The 16,527-nt window shown below is 60.8% G+C and carries 16 protein-coding genes; 7 read left to right on the forward strand and 9 right to left on the reverse strand.

The window, feature by feature from the left end; all coding sequences use genetic code 11:
• Positions 1-25 precede the first annotated feature (25 nt).
• Positions 26-1,657, forward strand: coding sequence for a hypothetical protein (locus VFI82_14910; GenBank protein HET7185974.1), 1,632 nt, complete (start codon positions 26-28; stop codon positions 1,655-1,657).
• Positions 1,658-1,665: 8 nt separating this feature from the next.
• Here the strand turns inward: VFI82_14910 and VFI82_14915 are convergent, their stop codons facing one another.
• From VFI82_14915 to VFI82_14925, 3 genes are all read right to left on the reverse strand, one after another.
• Entirely contained in the window at positions 1,666-2,784 is a 1,119-nt protein-coding gene (locus tag VFI82_14915) for a hypothetical protein (protein ID HET7185975.1), read from the reverse strand.
• A gap of 191 nt (positions 2,785-2,975) precedes the next feature.
• The gene (locus VFI82_14920; GenBank protein HET7185976.1) at positions 2,976-4,031 is read right to left on the reverse strand and encodes a sigma-54 dependent transcriptional regulator; all 1,056 of its coding nucleotides are present in this window, start codon (positions 4,029-4,031) and stop codon (positions 2,976-2,978) included.
• Between the two features lie 198 nt (positions 4,032-4,229).
• Positions 4,230-4,583: a PilZ domain-containing protein gene (locus tag VFI82_14925; protein ID HET7185977.1), complete on the reverse strand. Its 354-nt coding sequence runs from the start codon at positions 4,581-4,583 to the stop codon at positions 4,230-4,232.
• 297 nt (positions 4,584-4,880) lie between these two features.
• Here VFI82_14925 and VFI82_14930 point away from each other — a divergent pair, with 297 nt between their 5' ends.
• Positions 4,881-5,789: a HAMP domain-containing sensor histidine kinase gene (locus VFI82_14930; GenBank protein ID HET7185978.1), complete on the forward strand. Its 909-nt coding sequence runs from the start codon at positions 4,881-4,883 to the stop codon at positions 5,787-5,789.
• Between the two features lie 48 nt (positions 5,790-5,837).
• On the forward strand, positions 5,838-7,238 hold the full coding sequence (locus tag VFI82_14935) for a sigma-54 dependent transcriptional regulator (GenBank protein HET7185979.1): 1,401 nt from the start codon (positions 5,838-5,840) through the stop codon (positions 7,236-7,238).
• Between the two features lie 76 nt (positions 7,239-7,314).
• Here VFI82_14935 and VFI82_14940 read toward each other — a convergent pair whose 3' ends face one another.
• Positions 7,315-7,668 (reverse strand): hypothetical protein, encoded by a 354-nt coding sequence (locus tag VFI82_14940; GenBank protein HET7185980.1) that lies wholly within the window; start codon positions 7,666-7,668, stop codon positions 7,315-7,317.
• Positions 7,669-7,744: 76 nt separating this feature from the next.
• Here VFI82_14940 and VFI82_14945 point away from each other — a divergent pair, with 76 nt between their 5' ends.
• From VFI82_14945 to VFI82_14955, 3 genes are all read left to right on the forward strand, one after another.
• Positions 7,745-8,638, forward strand: coding sequence for a mechanosensitive ion channel family protein (locus VFI82_14945; protein HET7185981.1), 894 nt, complete (start codon positions 7,745-7,747; stop codon positions 8,636-8,638).
• Between the two features lie 99 nt (positions 8,639-8,737).
• Positions 8,738-9,526: an SDR family oxidoreductase gene (locus VFI82_14950; protein HET7185982.1), complete on the forward strand. Its 789-nt coding sequence runs from the start codon at positions 8,738-8,740 to the stop codon at positions 9,524-9,526.
• A 126-nt stretch (positions 9,527-9,652) separates the two neighbouring features.
• Positions 9,653-10,303, forward strand: a complete 651-nt coding sequence (locus tag VFI82_14955; GenBank protein ID HET7185983.1) for a hypothetical protein — start codon at positions 9,653-9,655, stop codon at positions 10,301-10,303.
• Positions 10,304-10,354: 51 nt separating this feature from the next.
• On the opposite strand, the gene VFI82_14960 is transcribed toward VFI82_14955, so the two are convergent.
• The 3 genes from VFI82_14960 to VFI82_14970 are packed head-to-tail and all read right to left on the reverse strand — an operon-like array spanning position 10,355 to position 12,945.
• A complete protein-coding gene (locus VFI82_14960) occupies positions 10,355-11,800 on the reverse strand; it encodes a sodium:solute symporter family protein (GenBank protein HET7185984.1) in 1,446 nt (481 codons plus the stop codon).
• Positions 11,797-12,021 (reverse strand): DUF3311 domain-containing protein, encoded by a 225-nt coding sequence (locus tag VFI82_14965; protein ID HET7185985.1) that lies wholly within the window; start codon positions 12,019-12,021, stop codon positions 11,797-11,799. The genes VFI82_14960 and VFI82_14965 overlap by 4 nt, the downstream gene beginning before the upstream one ends.
• A 42-nt stretch (positions 12,022-12,063) precedes the next feature.
• Positions 12,064-12,945: an NAD(P)-dependent oxidoreductase gene (locus VFI82_14970; protein ID HET7185986.1), complete on the reverse strand. Its 882-nt coding sequence runs from the start codon at positions 12,943-12,945 to the stop codon at positions 12,064-12,066.
• A 153-nt stretch (positions 12,946-13,098) separates the two neighbouring features.
• Here VFI82_14970 and VFI82_14975 point away from each other — a divergent pair, with 153 nt between their 5' ends.
• Positions 13,099-13,983, forward strand: coding sequence for an MBL fold metallo-hydrolase (locus VFI82_14975; protein HET7185987.1), 885 nt, complete (start codon positions 13,099-13,101; stop codon positions 13,981-13,983).
• 430 nt (positions 13,984-14,413) lie between these two features.
• On the opposite strand, the gene VFI82_14980 is transcribed toward VFI82_14975, so the two are convergent.
• Positions 14,414-15,763: a DUF4147 domain-containing protein gene (locus tag VFI82_14980; GenBank protein HET7185988.1), complete on the reverse strand. Its 1,350-nt coding sequence runs from the start codon at positions 15,761-15,763 to the stop codon at positions 14,414-14,416.
• A gap of 91 nt (positions 15,764-15,854) precedes the next feature.
• Positions 15,855-16,520, reverse strand: a complete 666-nt coding sequence (locus VFI82_14985; protein HET7185989.1) for an alpha/beta fold hydrolase — start codon at positions 16,518-16,520, stop codon at positions 15,855-15,857.
• Positions 16,521-16,527: the final 7 nt, after the last annotated feature.

Consider the following 16,527-nt stretch of genomic DNA (forward strand, 5'->3'; position numbering starts at 1 on the left):
CGGGTACTTGGGTGGAGGATGGCGTATGCGCAAAGGTCTTGTGGGCCTCCTCATTTCTGTCTGCTTTCTCCTGTCAACTTCAGCGTTCGCCGATGATCCGCATGCTGGCGACGATCCGCATGCCGGGCATCACCTCGGCATGGACAAGGTGGGGACTGTATTTTTTGACGTGAGCTGTACCGCTCCGGCGCGACGAGCGTTTCCGCATGCGGTCGCGCTGCTGCACTCCTTCGCCTACGAAGAAGCGCTCGCCGAGTTCACGGCCATTGCCACGCAAGATCCGAAGTGCGCCATGGCCTATTGGGGCCAGGCGATGACGTGGTGGCGTCCGCTGTGGTACTTGCCTGACGCCACAGCGCTGCAAAATGGGGCGGCGGCAATCAAGAAGGCTGCCGCACTGGAGGTTCCCACCGGACGCGAAAGAGGCTACATCGACGCGTTGCATGCCTTCTACACCGATTACGACAAGATTGACCACCGCGCGCGCGCCATGACGTACCGTGTCGCGATGGAGGGGCTGCACCGTTTGTTCCCGAAGGACAATGAGGTGGCGGCGTTTTACGCGCTGTCGCTGCTGGCCACCGCCTCTCCCACCGACAAGACGTTCCGGGACCAGCACGAGGCGGGAGCGATCCTGGAAAAGGTCTTTGCCGAGCAGCCGGACCATCCCGGCGCGGCGCACTACATCATCCACAGCTTCGACAATCCGGCGCTGGCCAAGGACGCGCTCCTGGCGGCGCGCAGTTACGCCCGCATCGCGCCCTCCGTTCCGCACGCGCTGCATATGCCTTCCCACATCTTCACGCGGCTGGGGCTGTGGAACGACTCCATCGCTTCCAACCTGGCCTCGGAAAAAGCGGCAAAAGATTTCCAACAAAGAAACCACATGGCGTCGAGCTGGGACCAGCAACTGCACGCCATGGACTATCTGATCTACGCCTACCTGCAACAAGGCCACGATCGCCAGGCGGAGGGCGTGCTGAAAGAACTGGGGGAGATCAAGGCGGTGCAGCCGACCCTGGTTTCTTTCTATGCCGAGGCGGCGATACCGGCGCGCTATGCGGTGGAACGCGGCGACTGGAAGACGGCTTTGTCGTTGCAGCCGGTCCCGTCGGGCACCCCGGAAACGCAAGCCATCACGCACTGGGCCCGAGCGATGGGCGCGGTTCACGCCGGGCAACTCGATGTCGCGCGCGCTGAAATCAAGCAACTGGAGGCGATTCGCGATCAATTGGCGGCGAACAAGCGCGGGTACGACTGGTCGGTGCAGGTGGAGGTGCAACGGCGCGAGGCGGCAGCGTGGCTGGCTCACGCGGAGAAAGATGATGGGGTTGCCGTGCCGCTCATGCGCTCCGCCGCCGAACTGGAAGACTCGACCGATAAACATCCGGTCACGCCGGGGCCGGTGCTGCCGGCGCGCGAACTGCTGGCCGACCTGCTGATGGAAGCGGGGAATCCGGGGCAGGCGTTCCAGGAATACGAAGCCGACCTCAAGGTCGCGCCGCACCGGTTTCGTGGCGTGCGCGGGGCAGCGCGGGCCGCCGAAGCCACCGGAAAACACGATGACGCGCTGCGCTACCAGCGCGAGTTGAGGGAGTTGATGGGTCCCGAGGCAAAAGTAGTGACCGCCGAGCGAATGATGTTGACCTTGCGCTGAACCTCGGGCTATTGCTTTGCGCGCGCGGCCTTGATTTTCGCCAGCAAATCCTGCGACGGTTGCTGATATGGCCCCCTGATGTTGCCGGCTTGCGTGAGGGCGCCGATGGCGTCGGAGGCGCGTTCCATCTTGGCGTAGGTGAAGCCGAGAAAATACCAGGCGCCGGCAAGATCGTCGGGAGAATCCCGCAACAGCGTGGTCGCGGTTTTCAACTCGGTGGCGGCGGCCGGGAATTTCCCTTCCTGCAACAAGGTGCGGCCCAGCACAGAATGCGCCACCCCGGCCAGCTTGCGGTCATCGGGGGTGGCGGAGGCGGCAGTCTTCTGCAATTCGATAGCGCGCCGTGCATAACTGCCCGCTTGAGCCATGTGCGCCGGATCGCTGGCGTAGGCGCTGGCGAGTACGGTGAGCAGCCTCATGTCTTTGGGTTTCTGCGCCAGCATTTTATCGCCGAAGGCGGCCAGGCCGGCGGAATCCTTCATCTCCTGGAAGGTCACAATCGCCAGCGTCGCCATTGACTCACCGAATTGCGATGCGGGAAACGCGGCAAGAAATTTCTCGATTTCCGGCATGCGGGTGCGCGCGACCTTCTCGCCGGTGATGGCGTTGTAGGCGGCAACTTCCATGTACTGGTAGCTCGGCTTGAGAGCCTCCTTTTGATCGGCAATCTGCGAAGCGTAAGCCTGCTCCGGCATGTCGGCCGGTTTGGGCGGCTTGCCGACACTGTCGATGATGGTGGCGCCACGCACGGCATAGTCCACGACCTTGGTGGAATCCTTGAGCTGCTGCGCGAAGTCGGTCTGCGAGACCAGGATTTCGACCGCATCCGGCATGGCGGCCAGCGCCTTGTCGCCGTATTCCAGGGCCTTCTGAGGATCGTTGGCGGCGCCATACTGCTGGGACAATTGCCAATTGCCAAACGCGGCGGCGGCGGGATTGGAGGCAAACTTTTGCACGAATTCCTGCAGCATGGCCGTACGCTTCTGCGCGTCCGCCTCGTTGGAGATGCGCTGCAACTCCAGGTCTTCGGGCGTGCCGGCCGCAATCACGATTTTGGATTGTGCCACGGCAAGCGGCGCCAGCAGCGCAAGGACGAGCGTCAATGCCGGAAAACGGAGATTCTTCATGAGACCCTCCCGGAATCAGGAAAACCCTCGACCTGTCCTGCAACAGAGGATCGGGGGACGAGCTGATTTTCAGGGGAATGCTATCTCCGAAGCGGGAGCTCAGCAAGCAGGAGGATCACAGGCAACGCACGCAAAAAAAAGCTGCCTTCGATGGACGAAGGCAGCGGCGCAAACAGAGAGACGGAGGCGGTTTAGACTTCGGGCGGCGCAGGCGGCGTTATTTCGACGCGGCTACGTCCGCGGATGGCCGGTAGTCCGACATCGCGGATCTTGTAGAGCAGGGCGCGATAACTAATGTTCAAGGCCCGGGCGGCACGCTTACGGTTCCAATGGTTCGCCTGCAGGACTTTGAAGATGATCTTACGTTCCAGCTCCAACACCGCCTGGCGCGTGACCTTTTTCAGCGAGATCGGTCCGTCGACGGGGAAATCGTCGTCGAACATCTCTTGCTTGCGCGGCAATAATTCGGAGGTGATCGCCTCCTCGGTACCGAGGATGGAGTAACGGCGCATCAGGTTCTCCAGCTCGCGGATATTACCCGGCCAGTGGTAGTGCTGGAGCTGGGTAAGCAGCTGCGACGAAGGCGTACGGGCACGGGAGTTGTATTTTTCGTTGTAGAGTTCGAGAAAGTAATGCACCAGCACGGGGATGTCGACGGCGCGCTCGCGCAACGGCGGCATTTGAATGTTGACGACGTTGATGCGATAGAAGAGGTCCTGGCGGAAGCGCCCGGCTTCCACTTCGTTCTCCAGAACCCGGTTGGTTGCGCAGACGACGCGGACTTCAACCTTCTTGTCCTCTTGCGCGCCGATGCTGCAAAACTGTCCGTCCTGCAGCAACTGGAGCAGCTTGGATTGCAGGCTGTAGTCGAGTTCGGAGATTTCGTCCAAGAACAGAGTGCCGCGGTTGGCGAGTTCGACGCGCCCCGGCTTGGAGCCATAAGCTCCGGTGAATGCTCCCTTTTCGTAGCCGAACAGTTCGCTCTCCAGCAAGGTGCCGGGGATAGCAGGACAGTTCACTTTCACCCAGGGGCCATTGCACCAGGCGGACAGGTTGTGGATGATACGCGCGATGATGTCCTTGCCGGTGCCGCTCTCCCCTTGAATGAGGACGGGGAGGTTGGCGCTGGCGATTTTTTGTACGCGTTCGCGTACCGCCTGCATGGCGCGGGTACTGCCAAACAGGACCGAATCCGGAGGCACCGGCGACGAGCGATCGGTTGAAAAAGTGGCTCCAGCTACTGCCATCGTGAAGACCTCTCCTGAAATCTGTGGCTACTCACGTATATTGCACTCTATTTGCCAAAGTTTGCACCCACCTTAGTGGGGCATAGTATGCCCTGGCTCTTGGCCGAGAAACTAAAGGCTAATGTATTTTCAGCAACTTACACGATATTCGAATTCTTGAGCCGCAGGGGAGGACATGAAATATGGGAAATTACTTTCCTATGCGGAAGCAATTTTCCCTTTTGCTGTTTCATGCAGGGGGCGATGAAACTTGAGGCCAAGCAGATGGCAGCGCTCGCCATGGGTAATACGAACCAGCTTGGCTTTAAGGCTACGTACTGATTGGGGGGAGACGGTATTGGGGGGAAGAGGAGCTACAGGAATTTCCAGGGACAGATTGGCGGAACGCGGCAAACTGCGCCTGGTTGCCAACAAAATACCTCCGGCGCTGATGTTGAGAGCGGTAGCAAATTCCAGAAACTCTTTGCCATCCTGATCGACGCCGCGGACAAAAACGGGGATCGATAATGGCAAACGCTGATGCTTCCGTCGCTCGGAGGGTGGCTTCTGCATTAAGCGTTTTCCCGTGCATCTGGGGGCACATGATGTGCCAAACACCTTAGACCACGAATCTAACGTGGAAAACTACGCTAAGCGATTATCAGCTCAGTATTTACGCGTGGTCGTGGGCAATGTTTACAATAAAATTCGGCGGCATCCGCCCAGCAAATGCAGCAACCTTTTGCGACTATCGAGGAAATTACTTGCACCACTTCCTTGACTTCATCCTGCGGCTCTCCTATCATCGAGACACCCGAGTAGGCTACCTGCGTCGCTTTCTCCCCTCAGAGTGCCGACCTGAGAATTGCCATGCCTGAACACTCCGAGAACGCGGCTGCAGCCGCATCGACAAGGCGGGCCATCGAAAAGGCATTTCTTGCCGCCGCCGACGGGAAGAAGAACGAAGTCGTGCAAGACGATCTGCTCCGGGCCTATCAACAACTGGAGATCGATTACCAGCGTTGCGCGCAAGCGCTGGCCACGGCGGCGCACGATTTGCGCACGCCGCTGGCGGTGGTTTCCGGATACATCGAACTGATGATGAGCGGCAAGCTCGGCCCTCTGACAGAGCTTCAAAACCGCTGCCTTGAGGACATGCATTCCAGCAGCCAGCGTCTGCACCGCCTGATCACCGACTTCCTCACCTTCAGCGCGCTGCAGACCGGCAATTTGAATCTGCAACTGGATGAGCCGCGCGATCTGCACGGCTGCCTCACGGAAATCTGTGGCTTCTGGATGCCCCGCTTTCAATCCAAAGGGATCGCTTTTTACTACCTGGCGAGCGAACATCTGCAGCCATTTGCCTTCGACTACGACCGCATCCAGCGCGTCGTATCCAACCTGCTGGAGAACGCGTTGAAGTTTACGCCGCAGGGGGGGACGGTGTGGCTGAACGCGGAGCCTCAATTGTGGGAACGGCGTGTACTGGAAGTTCGGCCGCAGGCGCGGGAACGACGCAAGCATGCAGTGGGAGCGCCGAACGCGGTGCGGGTCAGCGTGGCCGACACCGGCCCGGGGATACCGCCTGAGTACCACCAGGAAATTTTTGGAGACTTTTTCCAGATCCCGAACAACCGGGAACTGAATAGCGGTGGAATGGGACTGGGCCTCGGCATCGCGCGGCGGCTGGTGCAGGCCCACGGCGGGAAAATCTGGGTGGAAAGCGAACCCAGTTGCGGAAGTAAATTCTCTTTCCTGCTTCCGCTAAAGCACGGATAGCCGGATAATCAATCATCCATTCAACGAACCGAAAGGCAGATCGCGGAAGTGACTGGAAACTCGCCGAAGATCCTTGTCGTTGACGACGAACCGAGCATGCTGCGCTACTTGCAGACGCTGCTCGAGGTCGAATCCTACAACGTGGACACCGCCGCCAGCGGTGAAGTGGCGCTGGAGAAGCTAAAGCAAGCGACGCCGGACGTGGTATTGCTCGACGTGCTCATGCCCGGCGGCATGGACGGGCTGCAAACGCTGGAGCAGATGCGCGAACGTTGTCCGCAGCTGAAAGTCATCATGCTGTCCTGCGTCAGCGACACCCGCAAAGTGGTGCAGGCGATCCGGCTGGGCGCGCAGGATTATTTGACCAAGCCCTTCCAGAAAAACGATCTGGAAGCAGTGATCCAGCAATGTATCGGCGGAAAAGCGACGGTAACCGCGCCGCAGGGCGAGATCGAAGACCTGGGCGACGACGTGTTCTTCGTGTGCGGCAGCCCGGCCATGCGGCAGATCCGCTCGCAGGCCAAGCTGGTGGCGAACGTAGACATCCCGGTGCTGATCCTGGGGGAGAGCGGTGTCGGCAAGGAAGTGATCGCCAAGATGATTCACAAGTATTCGCCGCGATCGCACCGCACGTTCCTGAAAGTGAACTGCGCCGCCGTACCCGCCGACCTGCTGGAAAGCGAGCTGTTCGGCTACGAGCCCGGCGCGTTCACCGGAGCCACGCACGCCAAGCCGGGAAAATTCGAGCTCTGCAACAAAGGCACGATCATGCTGGATGAAATCGGCGAGATGCCGGCTCCGTTGCAGGCCAAGCTGCTGCACGTGCTGCAGGACCAGACGTTTTCCCGACTGGGCAGCCGCACCGTGCAGAAGGTGGATGTGCGCGTGCTGGCGGCGACCAACATCAACATCCAGGAAGCGATCGCGGAGAAGAAACTGCGCGAGGACCTTTATTACCGACTCAACGGTTTCACCATCAACCTTCCGCCGCTGCGCGACCGCAGAGAAGAAATTGCGCTGCTGCTGAAGCACTTCATGGGCCAGGTAGCGGAGCGCTTTGCGCGCCCGGCGCTGCCGCTGACTCCGTCGCTGATCCAGGCCTGCGAGCGGTACGGCTGGCCAGGAAACCTGCGCGAGCTGGGAAATTTCATCAAGCGCTACATGGTGCTCGGCGACGAGGAACTGGCGATCGCTGAATTGACACCGCACGCTGAAAAAGTGCTGGCGGCCGCCTCCGGAGCGGGAGTTGGAGGCAACGCCGGCGGCAGTGGGCTGAAGGGCCTGGTGCGCAGCGTCAAAGATGAAGCGGAAATGGAAGCGATCAGCCGCGCGCTGACGGAAACTAACTGGAACCGGAAGAAAGCAGCGGCGCTGCTGAAAATCAGTTACAAGGCGTTGCTGTACAAGATCCGGCAGTACGACATCCAGCCCTCGTCCAACCTCAACTGAACTTCACCAAGAGCGCAAAGCCAGACCTTGGACGCCGGATTTTCTGGGGAATGAGCACGCCGGCCGGGCGTCACATCTACTGGTCCTTCATTTTTTCCTTGATCGAGTGGGCAAGTTTTTCGATCTCGTCGGCCTTGCGCACAACGTCGACGGAGAGAACATTCTCGTTCGTTTTGTCCACGTACTCTTTTAACTCGGTGGCAACCGCTAACAACTTATCGGTATCGCGCTTGAGCTTCGCCTGCCGCTGCTTGTTGCGTTCTTTCAAGCGCTCGCGCTCCATCCGTTGCTCATCCTCAATGCGCTGCCGCCCGAACTGGGGATCGACGCTGCGGTTGTCCCCAGGGCCGGCGAGGTCGCCATGGGTTCGAGGAAGAACGCACAAACAAAACAACACCACGAGAAATGATACGAGGATAGCTAGCCTCACGATGACCTCATGAGCATGGAGTGCGCTGATTATAAAAGAGCCGTGCTTGGCGCTGCTATAATCGCGCACTTATACGATGTCTGAGCCTTCCATACAGACTGCCGGGCAGGTCTGGGAGCACTGGCGCGCCGACGCGCTGAATTTCGTGCGCGTGGACCTTCCCAAAATCCTCTTCATCGTGGTGGTAACGTTCGTCCTGGTCCGCCTGCTCAAAGCGGTGACGCGCCGCCTGCGAGCGTTCGGCGAATCCAAGGAATTGCCCAGCGGCTTTCGCGCGCAGCAACTTCGGACATTGAGTGGAGTGGTGTACAGCGCGGGCACGTTCGTGCTCGTGTTCCTGGCCCTGCTGCAGGTCCTGCCGGTGCTGGGGATCAACATGGGACCGTTGCTGGCGAGCGCGGGGATAGCGGGGCTGGCCATCGGGTTTGGCGCGCAAACCCTGGTACACGACGTGATCAATGGCTTCTTCATCCTGATGGAAAACCAGTACGAGGTTGGGGACACGGTGCGCGTAGGCGGCATCACCGGCGTGGTCGAGCGCATGACCTTGCGCGCCACTTTGTTGCGCGACGACCAAGGCGCGCTCTCCACGGTTCCCAACAGTAAGATCGATATTGTCTCCAATCTGACGCGCGACTGGGCGCAGGTGGCGCTGCACGTGTCGGTCGCCTACAACGAGAGCAGCGACAAGGTGATCAGCGTGCTGAAGGAAGTCGGGCAGGAAATCCGGGCGGACGAAAACATCGCCTCCCTGCTCGTTTCCGACCCGCAGGTGCCGGGCATCGAGCGCGTCAGCGGCAACGAAGTGGATTACGTAATGCTGGTAAAAACGCGCCCGGGCGCGCAGTACGCGGTGACGCGGGAACTTCGCCGCCGGATCAAGGAGTGCTTCGAGAAGAACCACATTCAACCCGGGGGTCCGGGCGGGATGTTCCTGGTGCAGACCGGGCCCGGGAAGACGGCAGGGTAATTTAGTAATCTAGTAATTTGAAATTGGAAATTTGAGAATTTGAAGTCTTTCCGGACCGCTCGCCACGTTTCAAATTCTCGAGTTTCAAATTTCAAATTCATGGAAACAGGTCTGAAAGATCGGGTGGTGATTGTTGCCGCTTCCGCCCAGGGGATGGGTCGGGCGACGGCAGAAGCGTTCGCCGCCGAAGGCTGCCGGCTGGCAATTTGCGCGCGCAGCACGCAAAGCTTGCGCCTGGCTGCGGCCTCGATTGCCGGCAAGCATCGTGTGCCGGTACATTGCGAAGGGTTGGATGTCGCCGATGCCGGAGCGGTGCGCCAATTTGTCGCCGGTGTCGTGGAGCGGTACGGAGGAGTGGACGTCTGTGTCACCAACGCGGGAGGCCCGCCCGCAAAAACTTTTCTGGATACCAGCGATGAAGACTGGCACAGCGCGGTCGAGATGAACCTGCTCAGCGTGGTTTATTTCGCTCGCGCCGTGATCCCGCACATGCAGAAGAAAAAATGGGGGCGGCTGATTACCATCACCTCGCTCACCGTCAAGCAACCGGTAGAACACCTCGTGCTTTCCAACGCGGTGCGCACCGGGGTGGCCGGACTGGTGAAGAGCCTGGCGAATGAGTTCGGAAAGGACGGGATCCTGGTCAACAACGTCGGGCCGGGGTATACCGCCACCGAGCGACTAAAACAACTGGCAAAGGCGCAGGCGGCGGCAAGGGGCGTTTCCGAAGAAAGTATTTATCAGGGCTGGGCCGCAAGTTCTCCGCTGGGGAGAATTGCGCGACCTGAAGAAGTTGCCGAAACCATCGTGTGGCTGGCTTCGGAACGCGCGTCGTTCATCACCGGCCAGACGATTCTGGTGGACGGTGGCGCGTACAAAGGCTTGTAGCTGGGCCGGCAAGCCTCTCCATCGAATCCCGAGCATCGTAGTTGTGCCAACGGCAGGAAAAGTGTCGAACCCTCCGCCGGTGACATCTGCGGTCGGGGGGCAACGCATCTTTATATGGCAGGGGTTATGGTGGGCTCGACTGTTGTTGCCGTCATCGCCGGGATGGTGCTGGTGCTCGGGTGGTACCTGTGGTTCCGGCGGCACAATCGCCGCAAGTCCATCGAGGTCCTGCAAAGGATCAAGAACGCTTTTGCGGGGCACGCCCAGATCATCGGCGTGCGCTGGGCGGGCGCGTCGCGCTTTTCGGTGCGCCTGCGGGTATTGAGCGCGTTGTTCCAGCACGCATCGGTGCTGGTGGACCTTCATCCTCGAGAGCTGCCCCTGAACTGGCTATGGGCGCGCTTTCGCAGGCGGAAAGAAACGCTGACCTTCGAGGCCGACCTGGAGTGCCCGCCCGCCTTTAATCTGCAGGTTTACAACCACCGCTGGTGCGGCCGCACGCGTCACTTCCCCAGGAGCCGCGGACGAGTTGCAGTGGAGCACTGCGAGCCGTTCGTGCTGACCACGCGCAATGACTGGCAGCGGGAGATCACGACCATGATGACGGCGCTGGTCGCATCCCGAGATTGCGATTTTCTCAACGTGAATTTCCGCCGCAGTTCGCCCCACTTTTCGGCTTCCGTGCCGCTGGAGTCGCTCGCCGATTCGCAGTACGAAGTGGAGATCTTCGACGTGCTGCGTGAACTGGCATCGTGCGCCTCCGCCTCGCGGTTCTGAGCATTCTGGGTTACGAGCCCTGGTCGTAGGCGGTCCTGCTTCTTTCAGTATTCAGAACTGCTCAGAAGACCTGCCCTCCGGCGCCGGCGAGAGCAGGCTTACGGCCGCGGAAACGGCGAAGTTCAGACACAGGGCGCAAAACCCGGCGTTCAGCCCATGAAACGGGTCGTGCTTGCTGAGCATCAAGGCCGCCACCGTTCCTACACCAACGATCAGACCGGCGAACACGCCTGCCGCGGTCACTCTCCGCGAATACAGCCCCAGCACCACGCCGGGAAAAAACTGCGTGACCCCGGCATAGCCCAACAACAGCAGCGAGACCAGTGTGGTTGAGCTGTAAATTGCGAAATAGAGCGCGATCGCGGTAATCACCAGCACCATGATCTTCGCCAACCGGGCAACCTGCGCGTCGCTGGTGTCGGGCGCAAAGACAGGACGATATAAGTTCTTGGCAAACAAGGTGGACGCGGTCAGGATCTGGATGGCCGCGGGGACCATTGCGGTGAGCGCGCCCGCACCGCCGATCAGTCCCAGGAACCATGCGGGAAAAGTTTGCCGGACCACGGTGAGCAGCGAGAGGTCGCCGTTCTTCAAGCCGGGCACCACCAGGATTGCGGCATAGCCGGCGAAAAAAATCAGCGGCAGCGTGATGCCGTAGAGCGACATCACCACGGCATTGCGGCGCAGCGTGTTGCCGCTCTTGGCGGTATAGGCGCTGCCGAACGCGTGCGGCCACATATAAAAACCAAACGAGGTAAGCAACACGGTCGAGATGTACCAGGAGTGACCCAGGTTCAATGTCGAACCCGGCATGGTGAGGTGGTGCGGCTTGGCCTTGATCAAAGCCGCGAACATGGGGCCGATGCCGCCGAAGTAGTGATAGGGCACGCCGATGCCGACGGTGAATGCCGCCGCGAGCAGCAGGATATCCTTCAAGACGCTGACCCAGGCCACGGCGCGGATGCCGCTGGTGAATACGAATGCCGCCACCAGGGCGAAGGCAATCAGCATCGCCGGAGTGCGGCTGATCCCCTCGAAGCTGGCCACCTCCACGATGATTCCCAAACCCGTTAATTGCAGTTGCAGATAAGGGACCATGAACACGACGCCCACCAGGGAGACGAACGCGGCCAGGTGGGTGCTGCCGTACCGTTGGCGAAAGAAATCCGCTTCCGTCTGCAGCGAGTGCCGCCGGCCTACCTCCCAAATCTGTGGCAGGATGAAGAACGAGACGACGTAAGCCAGGGTAAGGTAGCCGAGGATGTAGAGTGTCGGTCCACCACGGGCATAGGCCCAGCCGCTGGCGCCCAAGAAGGCAAAGGTGGTGTAGATTTCGCCCGCCATCAGCAGCCAGACCAGCAGCAAGCCGAAGCCGCGGCCGGCGACCGTCCATTGTTCCAGGTCCATCTTGTAGCGCGCCCCGGCGTAGAAGCCAATCCCCGAGCCCAGGGCCACGATGCCGAAGATCAGTGTCAGGGCCACCGCGCTCGGGCTCATGGCAGCGTGCCCTGGTCGCGGGTGTTTCCGCGACGCCTCTCCAGCCGGTACGCACCCCACAAGCACAGCGGGGTCAGCGCCACCCAGGAGATCAGCCAGAACATGTTGAATGGAATCCCCAGGACCATGGGTTCCAGCCGATCCCAGAGAGAAACGGAGAAACAAACGCCGAGGAAAGGAGCCAGGCCAAACAGCAGCGCGCCCAGCGAGGGCCGTTTCACGCCTGCCTCCGTGAAACTGGTGAATTTGGAAGGGCCTTTACGTCACGCCGTGGTGGTTTGGCGATCGAACCCGGCCCACTTTTCCAATAATGCCAATGTCGCCGCGTAGTCCAGGTCGGCCTGGCCTTCCTCGGTGGCAATTTCGTAAATCTCTTCCACCGTCTCCAAGCCGGGCAATTTCACACGCGCTTCGCGCGCGGCGTCAAGCATGAGATGAATGTCCTTATGCATGAGGCGGAGAGGAAAGTTGGGGGAAAAGTCGCGGCGCAGGACGAAGGGCGCCTTGTAGTCGGAGACGCCGGAACGGATCATGGACGCATTCACCAGTTCCATGAAGCGCTCGCGCGGCACACCAAGCTTGCTGGTGAGGGTGAGAGCTTCGGCGAAGCCTTCGAACATGAGAGCGATCATCAGGTTGCCGCCGAGCTTGGCCGATTCGCCGCTGCCGGTCGGGCCCATGTGGATGACTTTTTTCCCCATGACGCTGAACAGAGGTTCGAGGCGGGCGACGGTGGCATCTTCGCCGCCGACGATAAAAATCAGCTGCCCGGTCTCGGCGCCGACCTTGGAACCGGTGATGGGAGCATCCACGAAATCGGCGCCCTTGGCGCGCGCGCGCTCGGCAAACTTGCGCGTGGCCGAAGGCGCAATGGTGCTGGAATCGGCAATGATCATGCCCGGCTCCAGAACGCTGTCGACGCCATCGCTGGCGAACAACAGGCGCTCGACCGCGGCGGTGTCGGCGACGCACATCCACACCACTTCAGCACCGCGCGCGGCATCGGCCGGGCTGACCGCTACCCGCGCCCCATCCACGTGCTTGCCGGCGGACCGGTTCCATACCGCGACCTCATGTCCTGCCTTGACCAGGTTCGCCGCCATCGGGCGACCCATGATTCCCAATCCCAAAAAAGCAACCCGCATGTCTGCCTCACTGTCTCGAAAAAGAACCGCAAGTGATTATACAAAGTCGCGCGTTGCGAGCGACCCTTGTGAGCGACGGAGCGCCCCGGCCGCGCTTAAACATCGCCCGTCGGGTCAGAATCATCATCGCCTGGTTGCGCGTCTAATAGGCAAATGATCAATGTCACACTCCGACGGCGGGCCCGGCAGTTCAGCAAACTGGTGCGCCACTCCGCGCTAACGCGGCGCACCGGACAGGTGCGAAAACCGGTTCTGGCCCGCAACGGGCAGCTCGGGCTCACGTTTATTGGACACTCCAGTTTTTTCGTGCAGATTGCCGGCCGCAACCTCATCATCGATCCGAACTTCGCCCGCTGGCTGTTCGTGCTCAAGCGACTGCGGCGTCCCGGGCTGATGATCCGGGATCTGCCGGCGCTGGACCTGGTGCTGGTAACCCACGCACACTTTGACCACCTGCATCGGGCATCGCTGCGAGCGCTGGTCCGCCACACGCAACGGCTGCACAGGCCCGCGCCCGCCATCGTGATTCCGCGCAATGTGGCCGACCTGGTTTCCGATCTCGGTTTCCGCGAGATCATCGAGCTCGACTTGTGGAGCGAATACGAGCACGATGGCGTCAGCATCGTGCACACGCCATCGCGCCACTGGGGAGCGCGTATCGTGCGCGACATGCACCGCGGCTTCGGAGGTTACGTGATCCGCTCGCGGCGCGAATCCCTGTACCATGCCGGGGACACCGCCTACTTTGAGGGATTTCGCGAAATCGGCGAGCGCCTGCGGCCCGACGTGGCCATGCTGCCGATCGGCGCCTACGATCCTCCGTCGTTCCGCAACGTGCACACCTCGCCGGCGGATGCGGTGCGCGCGTTCCTGGATTTGCGGGCGCGCTACATGGTGCCGATGCACTACGGCACTTTCCGCTTGTCACACGAACCCATGGACGAGCCGCTGCACTTCCTCGCCTCCGAAGCGAAGAAGCACGGAATCGAAGAAAAGGTGCTGGTGTTACAAGAGGGTGTGACGCAGGTGTTTGAGTGAGTCAGGACTATTTAGTGCTTAGTCAATAGCCATCCGCGCTTGTTTTCAGGATAATTTTGCGTTTGCGATGAATTCCTGCTTGATAGTTACCAGTTATGAACTACTGGTTCTACTTATGGTGGGCATCGGAATTATGAGTTTCCCTTTTCCAGATACCACGCCCACAATCCGCGGATAGGAGCCGCTGCAGGTTTCCACATTCGCGGCGGCGGAGCGGAACCATGCTGTGCCCGTACTGTCATACCGAGTACAACCACGATCATCCCTGCTTCTGCCATCCTTCGACCCAAGCCCAGGCACCCGAGGAACAACCGACGCCTTTTCCTGAAACCTTTCCCAGCATTGCGTGGAATTCGCACCGGGGTGTGCGGCTGGATTAGAAACGGGAGCCGCGGAGCAGGAGCTGCGAGCCTGGCCTGCCGGCCCTTCTTCACCACGCCATCAGGACGCGGAGATCGCGAAGGTTGTTCCCGGTCGGCCCGGTGACAATGGCGTCTCCCAGGCGATCGAAAAAAGGGAACGCGTCGAAAGCGGCGAGCGCCGCGGGCGCGCTCAATCCCATCGCTTCGGCGCGCGCGAGGGTGGTTCCATCAGCAACCGCTCCGGCGGCAGCGCTGTTGCCGTCAATGCCGTCGGTGCCGGCGCTGAGCACGGTAATGTTTTCGCCCGCAATTTTCTCGGCGCAATAAAGGCCAAAGTGTGAATTGCGTCCGCCGCTGCCGTGCTTGGCTTTGACCTTGACCGTTACTTCCCCGCCGGAAATGATGCACGCCCGCGACACACCCTTGCGAAGTTTGCGCAGCCGGTTGAGCAGGTGATCGGCGGCCTTGGCGTAATCCCAGTCGTCGCAGGAATTATCCACCTCGACCGCGAAGCCGTGCGCGGCTGCCTTCGCCGCCGCCGTCTGGAGGACGGAACTGTTGGAGAGGACCGGCCACCAGCGCGCGCTCACGAAGGCGGGGTCGTCCGACTTTGGAGTCTCTTCCAGCATTCGTTTGGTAAACAGCTCGCGCACCTGGGGAGGAAATTCATCCACCATGGCATGACGCTCAGCAATCCGATAGCAGTCTTCGACGGTGGTGGAATCGGGCATGGTCAGTCCCGAGGAGAGCGAGTCGAGCGCCTTGTCGGGCACGTCGGAAACCAGGATCGAGACCTGCTGCGCGGGCGCCGCAGCCTGCGCCAGCCGCCCGCCCTTGATCGCGGACAGGTGCTTGCGAATGGTATTGATCTCAGCGATGGGCGCCCCGGAATGAACCAGTACCTCGTAGGTTTTGACGATGTCGTCGAGCGAGATGTCCTGGTCGATAGGATATTCCACGCACGCCGAGCCGCCGCCGCTGATCAGGAAAATTACAAGATTGTCGGAGGAACCGTGACCGACATGGCGCAGGATGGTCCTGCCTGCGGCCAGCGATTCACGATTGGGCAGCGGATGGCCGCCGTGAAAGTAACGAAATCCGCGCAGCTGAGTGCCGGCCTGGGTGGAACCGGCGACAATACCGCCGAAGCTTTCCCCGACCTGGCCGACCAGCGCCTCGGCCATGCTTTGCGCTCCCTTGCCGATGGACACCACGGAAACGCGCTCGTAGGCGGCAAGAGAATACAGGTCGTCGCAGATGCGCAGCGCGCCCGGGTCGTAGTTGACGTGACGCGCGAATGCTTCCCGGATGGTGCTCTGCGCCAGGGCTTCCTGGAAGATCTGGCGCGCCGCCGCGCGCAATTCGCGGGCCTCGCGTTCCAGATCGGAGGTGGTGTTCGCTGGCGTCCGCCGTGGCATTAAGGTAGTTTCCAGTTTCCGGTATTCAGTTGCAAGTGCCGGCTTGCCAGGGCAAAAGCAGCCGTCATTTATGCAGGCGGCAACATAGACGTCAAGATGGGTTCATCCGCGGCAACGAACGGACCCAGTCTTCGATGGCTTTTCGCATCTCGGCGAGGTGGCCGGCGAAGAAGTGGTCGGCACCGTCGATGATCATCAACTTCCTGGGTTCCGGCACGCGCGACACCAGCAGCTCCAACTCATGATGCGGTCCGAACTGGTCCTGGCCTCCGCTGACGAACAGCTTCGGCTTGGCGCAATCGGCAAGAAACTTGTATTCGTAGCTGCGATCGTCGCCGCGAGCGGGCGTCCCAAGCAAGATGAGGGCATCGATCCGGGGATCGGGACAACCCGCCTGCAGCCCGGTTGCCGCGCCGAACGAGAACCCGGCCAGCACCATCGGCAAATGGAATTGCTGGTCAAGCCAGGCCAGCGCTGCCCGAACGTCTTCGACTTCCCCACGTCCGTTGTCATGCCTGCCTTCGCTCAAGCCGGCGCCCCGGAAATTGAAACGCAGCACCGGAAAGCCAAAGCTGTTCAGCGCCTTCATGGCGTGGAACACAACCTTGTTGTGCATGGTGCCGCCGAACAGCGGATGAGGATGGCAGACGAGCGCGGCGTGGGTGGCGGCAGGCACGCCTTCATTGAGTAGCGCCTCGAGCCGGCCGGCCGGACCGTTCAAGAACAGAGATTGGATGGCACTGGAAGGTGTGGTCACCGGAGCA

This window comes from Terriglobales bacterium, assembly GCA_035691485.1.
In the GTDB taxonomy this organism is placed as follows: domain Bacteria; phylum Acidobacteriota; class Terriglobia; order Terriglobales; family Acidobacteriaceae; genus JAIQGF01.